Below are 7,565 nucleotides of genomic sequence, written 5' to 3' on the forward strand. Positions count from 1 at the left end.
TGCCATTCAGATAGCGATTTTGTTTTACAAGTACATGCAAATGATTTTAAAGAAATTAAAATTCCAAATATCAGTAAAATTGTCTTTGGTAGTTTCATTTTTTTTCAGCTTGCAGGTAACGGTCTTGTGTATGAAAAGTTGCGAGTTTACGGGCGAGGATTTTCCGAAGGAAAATCAGAAGCAAGTAAACGAGCAACTGCCATAGGTTTAGACTAAAATAAGCAATTTTTTATACACGGTGTTAGGTGCAGTTTTTATTTTATTTTTTCTCTTTTCATGCTCAAATTTATCGTTAAACTCAAAAGTCCTTTGTCAATCGGTTGAAAATTTTTATTTGTCAAAATTACATGCGGATTTATAGTCAGTCTACCTTTTTCTCCACCGATTCCGATGAAAGGCACTAATCTTAAAGTCATATTGTCAAAGTCAGTATAAGTAACTAATTCTGTTCCAATAACAATCCCCATTAGATTTATAGCTCCACTTATTTTGGGTCCAATTGTGAATTTTTCTGTATTCAGGCCGATTTCCGTTCCAAATCCATATTGAAGTCCTCCACCATGCATTCCTCCATACATTGCTTTGTTAATTCCAATATCAATTAAATGAAAATTTTTGTCGTTCGGGTCGCCAAAGCTATAATTATATCCAACATTCAGATTCAGGGATTTATAATGTCCATAGTCTCTTTCCTTTCGGTTTTGTCCAAATCCGAAACTTATTAAGCAAACTAAAAATATAATTGTTATTCTAATTTTCAATATTGACCTGTGTTTTTTTAAATTGCACCTAACGGTTTCGTATAAGAATAGTTGCGGGTTTACGTGCGAGGATTTTCCGCAGGAAAATCAGACGTAGTAAACTTGCAACTACCTTTGGTTAAGCCCAAAATTGAGCAATTATTTTTATACATTGTTGTAAAACGTTTTTTATTCCTCAATTATTCGGATTATTCCGTGATCCTCAAACATAAATGAAAAATTCGTTTTTATATTCAGTTCGTTAATATTAGTAATTATTTTAATTAAGAGTTTTTTTGTCTCTATAATGCTTTTAATGTTATCAACATTTATGCTTATCAGTCGTTGTTCCTCAGATGAAGGATAATTTCTGTCATTATTCGGATTTCTCAGATGATTATTTAAAACCATTTTCAGACTATCTATTGGGTATTGTAATTCATAATTTACCGTTATACTATCAGTATTTATGTAAATTATTTCTCTTAATTTATAGTCAAATATATCTTCACAATACTGTAACGGTTGGATATTATAAATCTTTTTGTCAGTTTTCAGTTTAAACAAAGCGTAATTTTTATTACAATCTATTTTATTTTGAATTTTTATTATCTCGTTGAAATTTGAAAGTGTATCTAAATCATATTCAATAAATTTATTTTCAACCAATCTAAAGGTCAAAAAGTTTTGTTCGGGTTTTTCATTTTTCCGATGATTTTTTCCGCTATTATTTTGTCCGCAACTTATCAGCAGAAAAATCAATATTGGTATGAAGAATGATGCTCTCAAATGTTTTACAACGGCACCGTATATGAAAAGTAGCGCTGAAAATAAGCGGTTACTTTTCGGATTAAACACAAGCCGAATTTTTAAATTTTACTATTTATCTTTTTATTGGAAATCGTCAAATTTAGAAATTTGGCGACTTTCCAAAAATGCCCAAACCATTGTCTTAGCAACGACTTGCGCTATTTTTTATATACAATGTTACCACACGTTTTTTTCACGTTCTGTCGCTACGTATGGTTTTGTTGCACTTTCCAAAAGTCTTTTTTCAAATAATCTCGGAAAGTATTTCATTATTATTCTTGACTTTAATTTTTTAAATCGGCTAACACTTTGGTCTGATTTTTTCCACAAATTTTGAGCATCTTCTTCAGTTAGTGTTTTTTCAATTCCGTTTTTAGTGTCAATTTTAATTAGTGGAAATTCAGGTTGGTTTTCTCCACAAAGTGTTATTTGTTTTTCCAATTTCGCACTGACGGATTTCATAAAATCCGTAATCTTATTAAAATCCGATTCTGTTTTAATTTCAGTTGGATTTATGTCAAATTCGATTTGGTTTTCTAGGAAAAAGTAACATTTTACTACAATTCCATTTAAATCAATAGTTGCAGATTTAGTTTCCAATTCGCCAGTTTCGTCCGCAAACATTGTTTTCACATATTCGAATTCAATTTTGTCTGTCAAATTATCTTCATAAACTCCAAAAGTCAATTTGTATTCAGAGTTTAATAATTCAACTACTCTTTCCCAATCCGAAATCGTTGCGTTTTGTACATAAATATCTCTTAAGGCTCCATCCTTTTCAAAAATCCATTTTATGTTTTTCCAATTTCTCAATGTTGCTCTCAAATGTGTGGTAACGTTTTGCGGCTTGGCGTAGTGGCGGATTTTTAGCACAAAAGTTCAATCGAAGCACTGCACTTGAACCTACCACAAAACTGTCATACGAAGCAATACACCCGCCATTACGCCAAACCGCTGTTAGCAGATGTTTTTTATTCGGTTGGATATTTTTCACAAGCAATATTCCAAGCTGTGACTAAATCGATTCCTTCTTTTTCCAATTTATCGCAATATTCTTTTCTGTTGCGTTTAGTTTCTTCTGTGGGATTCAATAATTTTTTATGCTTTTTTCTTGTAATTTCTGCCCAATCAGAATCTAATTTTTCTAAAAGTTCATCTTGTTTTGCAAATAATAAAATTCTAAAATCTTGATTTTTAATTCTGTTTTCCAATTCATAATCACGAGCCATAGAAAACGTAATGCCTTCAAAAATCCAAAAAAGCAATTCCTTAATGTTTTTCGTTATTTTACGTTCATATTCTTCATTTCTCTCAACTACAATAAAATATAAATTTCCATAATTGTCAACGTCGATATGTGGATTTCCTTGATAATTTGATGATCCAAAATCAGGGAATTTATTTTCTGGGGCGGATATTATTTCGGCAAGTTTTAAAACTTCAATCTTAACTTCTTCTATTGTCATTTTTGCTTTCAGTTTTTTTAAAATATCTGCTAACGTTTGGTATATGGAAAGTTGCGTGTTTGTGTGCGAGGATTTTCCGAAGGAAAATCGGATGCAAGCAAACAAAGCAACTCACATTGGTTAAGCTAAAAATAGCAATTTTTTATATACGGTGTTGCCATTTCGTTGTTTTTTTCTTACAGTTTTTCGTTAGTCGTAAATCCTTTTTTTTGTGCGTTTCGCTAATCAGTCCGTCGCAACAGTTGCACACTGCTTTGGTCAGTCAGATGTTTGTTGAGTTTTTATTCCGCAAACAAGCTAAAATTCAGATTCTGCTTTAGGATTTCTTTTTCGATTTAATCTGTCCAGTTATGAGTTGTCCAATTCCACCACCAGCTAAAAGTCCTGTAAGGAAATCTGTTCCGTCATTTTCAAAAGAAAATTGTAAAACAATTCCAATTATCAACATAATTAAACCAATAATTCTTATTTTATTCATAATTTATTTTTTCGATTTTTAGCGCGTTTTTTAATGAATGGCAACGTTTATGTATATGGAAAGTTGCGTGTTTGAGTGCGAGGATTTTCCGAAGGAAAATCGGATGCAAGCAAACAAAGCAACTAACATTGGTTAAGCTAAAACTAGCAATTTTTTATATACGGTGTTATACCATGTGTTTTTTATGTCATGAGACGGTAATGGATTTTATTTCCTCTTTCATTCCATAAAATTTCTATATATAGTGCGCCATTTTCTTTCAATTTACCGATGGTTAATCTTGGATTAATCAGTGTGGAATTATTCTGCAATTTTGAGTGCCATTGAAATCCATCCCATGCACTTTTAAAAGCATTTTCTTTATTTTTTATAGAGACTTCATTGACCATACTTAGTTTGTCGTCATTGATAAATGCAGTTAGTGATTGTAGGTCAATTTTTATTAATGGACAAAAACTGTTTTCAATCGGCGAGATTGTCAATAAGGAGTCCGTATATTTCATAGCTAATTTAATCGAACCCGAAGAGTAAAATTCTATTGTAGTTTCATTTTCAATTGCTTTTAAATCAATTTTAGGGTAAAGTATTTTCCCGTTTTCATCTACTAACAGCTGTTCTTCCAAACAAGTTTGAATCACCTTATTCTTCATTAGTTGAAATGTGTAATTTCCTTCATTTAATTCCTTAAGAATAAATTTTTGTAGTTCAGTTTTAACCTCCTGGGTGAAACCTTCTTGGATATTCAAAATGCAAATTAATATTAATGTCAGTATATTTTTCATAATATGGTATAACGTTTATGTATAAGGAAAGTTGCGTGTTTGTGTGCGAGGATTTTCCGAAGGAAAATCAGAAGCTAGCAAACAAGCAACTAACATTGGTTTAGCTAAAACTAGCAATTTTATTTATACGGTGTTGTGCGTTCGTTTTTTATTTTTCCAATTTGTATATTCAGTCCAATCATTTAAATTATCAGTTTTTAATTCCTTTTCATTCCGTTCTCCAAATCCGTGTTTTGAGACTCTTGGATATTCTGCTTCTGAAACTATATCTCGAAAATCCTCATTAGCTTTTGTTATCAAAAAGTCAATTTTTGTCAAATCCGAATTTGCGATTTTTAGGACTGCTGCGGAAATTCTGTTTTTTCCATATTGAGAGTCACTCTGAATTTCATTCAGTTTGCTTTTTACTAAATCCGCATTTTCAGGAAATTCTCGGTTGATTAGAAATTCCAATTCCGCGTCGGTGATTTTAGCGACTGATTGCTCAACAACTTCCTTGTTTTTCTTTGTTCCAAATATTTTCTTTATCCAACTCAATTTGTATAATTAACTGTTTTTCTCAAATGACGCACAACGGTCTCGGCTATGAGTAGTTGCGTGGTTTAGCACTTAACTTTCCAAGTACACACCAAACTGAAAATCCGCGAGGATTTTCAGAAGTAGGCGAGAACAAGCAATTACTTATAGCCATTGTTGTAAAACGTTTTTATTCTTTCACATAAACCGCTAAATATGTTATCGAAGGTGAACCAATTCCAAGACAACCTGGTTTTTGAACCTGAAAAACTGAGTGAAATTTATATCCTTCATTAGCGTAACTATTAAATCTACTTTCAAGACCCTTTATTGCTCTGTTTGAAAATTCAGCACCTACTTGTTCAATTTTGTATTCCATTCCATTTAAATTTAAAGTATTAATATTTGATTTTATTTGCTCATCTGTATTTAGATTAGTATCTTTTTTATCTAAAATTATTTCATTGTCAGAATAGTTAAGTTCTGTGATGTCATTTCCAATAAAATTATTTAAATTATAAAATTTATCAATATTGAACTTACCAAACATTTGTAAAAGTCCTGTTATTATTAAAGAAATTTGAAAAATCAATAATAAAAATCTCAAAGAAACTCTAATTATTCCACCAAGTCCTATTATTGATAAAATATATTGAAGTATAAATGAGATAATGGTAATACCAATTACAGCAAAACCAATCATTATTAGCCCTTTTTTTACGTTTGCATTCATATTAATTATTTTAATTTATCAATTCCTCCATTTTCTGGTCTGCATCTTTTAAGCCTTTTTACGGTTAGTTTTAGCCCTTTAAAAAAACCTTTTTCTCTAAAAGCTAATTCCGAATATCTCGAACAACTTGGGTCAAAAACACACCTATTTCCGAATTTTTCCGAAATATTATTTTGATATAAACGTAACGTTCTCACTACTAAATTCAGCCAAATAGGTCTTTTAGGAATAGGTAGACTTTGAATTTCTAGATCCAATTTAGTGTATTTAGCAAATTGTCTTTGGATAAATACTGCATCTTTTTCATTCGCACTTATCTCAAACGAGTCATTTCCAATTTCTATTTTTTCTGTTTTTTCCAATTTTTGGTCAAATGTTTTACAACGTGTTTGTATATGGTTTGTTGCGTGGTTTAAGCACCTAATTTAGCAAATAAAAACCGAATAGAAAATCTGCGAGGATTTTCGTAAGTAGGCTAGAACTAGCAATAAATTATATACGGTGTTACCACACGTTTTTTTTATTTCGATTTAATATCATCTTCAGTTCCAAATTTTCCATCAGAGCCAGCAGACGTAATTAAAAATCCTTTTCCGTTTCCTAAAATAGTTAATTTATATTCTCTATTCCAAGCGTCTCTTTTCCAATCTTGTCTTAAAGGACTATTTCCGATTAATTCATTCAATTCTGTAGGGTATTTTCCAAGATTTTCTTTCCAATTTTCCATTCGGTCACTCATTTCTGATATTTCTCTTTCAGTTTTATCTGGGAAAATCGATGTTCTTTGATAACCAAAGAATATAAATGCACTTATGCTTCCAATAATTAAAACAGAAATAACCATTATTGAACTTGGTTGTAAAAAGTATCTTTGAAAAGGCCTTTTTACTCCATCTTCTTTCTCCTTTTTTGTGATTTTTTTGTGGTGTTTAAAATCCTCACGAATAAGTCCAAATTCCGCTAAAGTTGAAAGTATTAATTCGAGCATTGATTTATTCTTTTTTAAATACATTAAATCCAATTCCGCCGACAATTATTAATGGAAGAACATACATAATTAATTTTGTCAATCCATTATCCATCATACTGCTGGCTTGTCCACCTTCTCCGAAAATCAACCAAAATATAATCGATTCTATAAAGTATAGAAATATCAATAGAATAATTAGTCCGATGATTTTTAGTATTATTTTCAATGTTGCGTTCAAATGTGTGGTAACGTTTTTGTATATGAGCTGTGGCGTGTCTTGGCACAGACCTCTTTAAATAAAAACTGGCTTTGGAAAATCCGCAGGATTTTCCAAGTGAGGACTGAACAAGCCATAGCTTATATACGATGTTAGCAACTGGCTTTTCAGTTCATAAATGCTTTTATTGTATTCCATTTGGGGTCTTCGTTAATTTCATATCCAAACCCTCTTATTAAACCTTCTTTGTTTATTTGATTTTGTAACCATTCGTGTACTTTTTCTGGGTTGTCTAAATATACATAAACATCCAAAAAAGTGTCATTAAATAAATGTCCGACATAATGAGAGGTTGTAATTCCTTTAATGTTTTCCAAAAGTTCGTCTTCAAAGCGATTCGCAATCGAAATTTCGTCGGGATTAGGAAGTCCATCTTCATTGCAATTTTCTAAATTCAATCCGATTGCAATTTTTAAACACCAAGGATATTTAGATTTAAAATCATAATTCTTGTAAGCCAAATCAAATGAACCAATAGCAGGTTTACCATCTTCTAATTTCGCATTTACAACAGCAAATTCTTCTGTTGGATAAATTTTATCGGATTCCACATTTTTATTTTGTCCACACCCAAATAGAGATGATAATATTCCCATAATTAATATTATTGTTTTTAGTTTCATTTTTTCAGAAGAATGATTTTTCAAAGTTCAGTTTTTTGCTTGTTGCTAACGTTGATGTGTAAGGATAGTTGCGTGTGCAAGCAACTAACTTACTAAAAATGGAACGAACCAGAGGAAAATCCGTAGGATTTTCCAAGTAGGCAAGAACCAAGCAATTATTTTTACACTGT

Annotated in this window: 12 protein-coding genes; 1 reads left to right on the forward strand and 11 read right to left on the reverse strand. The window is 31.1% G+C overall.

The genetic code is table 11. The annotated features are described in order from the left end of the window. On the forward strand, nt 1-216 hold a 216-nt coding region (locus GQO80_RS15805), incomplete at its 5' end, for a hypothetical protein (RefSeq protein WP_198037808.1). A 38-nt stretch (nt 217-254) separates the two neighbouring features. Here the strand turns inward: GQO80_RS15805 and GQO80_RS15500 are convergent. The 11 genes from GQO80_RS15500 to GQO80_RS15550 form a co-directional block, all read right to left on the reverse strand. Beyond that, nucleotides 255-761: a hypothetical protein gene (locus GQO80_RS15500; RefSeq protein WP_157209270.1), complete on the reverse strand. Its 507-nt coding sequence runs from the start codon at nt 759-761 to the stop codon at nt 255-257. 168 nt (nt 762-929) lie between these two features. After that, on the reverse strand, nt 930-1,598 hold the full coding sequence (locus GQO80_RS15505; protein ID WP_232333206.1) for a hypothetical protein: 669 nt from the start codon (nt 1,596-1,598) through the stop codon (nt 930-932). 129 nt (nt 1,599-1,727) lie between these two features. After that, nucleotides 1,728-2,375 (reverse strand): hypothetical protein, encoded by a 648-nt coding sequence (locus GQO80_RS15510; protein ID WP_157209271.1) that lies wholly within the window; start codon nt 2,373-2,375, stop codon nt 1,728-1,730. Nucleotides 2,376-2,521: 146 nt separating this feature from the next. Beyond that, the gene (locus tag GQO80_RS15515) at nt 2,522-3,016 is read right to left on the reverse strand and encodes an Imm63 family immunity protein (protein WP_157209272.1); all 495 of its coding nucleotides are present in this window, start codon (nt 3,014-3,016) and stop codon (nt 2,522-2,524) included. Between the two features lie 316 nt (nt 3,017-3,332). Beyond that, nucleotides 3,333-3,494, reverse strand: a complete 162-nt coding sequence (locus GQO80_RS15520; protein ID WP_157209273.1) for a hypothetical protein — start codon at nt 3,492-3,494, stop codon at nt 3,333-3,335. A gap of 182 nt (nt 3,495-3,676) precedes the next feature. Next, entirely contained in the window at nt 3,677-4,276 is a 600-nt protein-coding gene (locus tag GQO80_RS15525) for a hypothetical protein (RefSeq protein WP_157209274.1), read from the reverse strand. 123 nt (nt 4,277-4,399) lie between these two features. After that, nucleotides 4,400-4,813, reverse strand: a complete 414-nt coding sequence (locus GQO80_RS15530) for a hypothetical protein (RefSeq protein WP_157209275.1) — start codon at nt 4,811-4,813, stop codon at nt 4,400-4,402. Between the two features lie 169 nt (nt 4,814-4,982). Then, complete coding sequence (locus tag GQO80_RS15810) at nt 4,983-5,525, reverse strand: hypothetical protein (RefSeq protein WP_198037809.1); 543 nt, start codon at nt 5,523-5,525, stop codon at nt 4,983-4,985. A 5-nt stretch (nt 5,526-5,530) separates the two neighbouring features. Beyond that, on the reverse strand, nt 5,531-5,887 hold the full coding sequence (gene yidD, locus GQO80_RS15895; protein WP_232333207.1) for a membrane protein insertion efficiency factor YidD: 357 nt from the start codon (nt 5,885-5,887) through the stop codon (nt 5,531-5,533). A gap of 158 nt (nt 5,888-6,045) precedes the next feature. Next, nucleotides 6,046-6,513 carry a type II secretion system protein GspG gene (locus GQO80_RS15545; RefSeq protein ID WP_198037810.1) on the reverse strand — a complete coding sequence of 156 codons (468 nt, stop codon included), beginning with the start codon at nt 6,511-6,513 and terminating at the stop codon, nt 6,046-6,048. A 366-nt stretch (nt 6,514-6,879) separates the two neighbouring features. Beyond that, nucleotides 6,880-7,395: a DUF695 domain-containing protein gene (locus tag GQO80_RS15550; RefSeq protein ID WP_157209277.1), complete on the reverse strand. Its 516-nt coding sequence runs from the start codon at nt 7,393-7,395 to the stop codon at nt 6,880-6,882. Between the last annotated feature and the right edge of the window lie 170 nt (nt 7,396-7,565).

Source organism: Mariniflexile maritimum (assembly GCF_009746565.1).
GTDB lineage: Bacteria > Bacteroidota > Bacteroidia > Flavobacteriales > Flavobacteriaceae > Mariniflexile > Mariniflexile maritimum.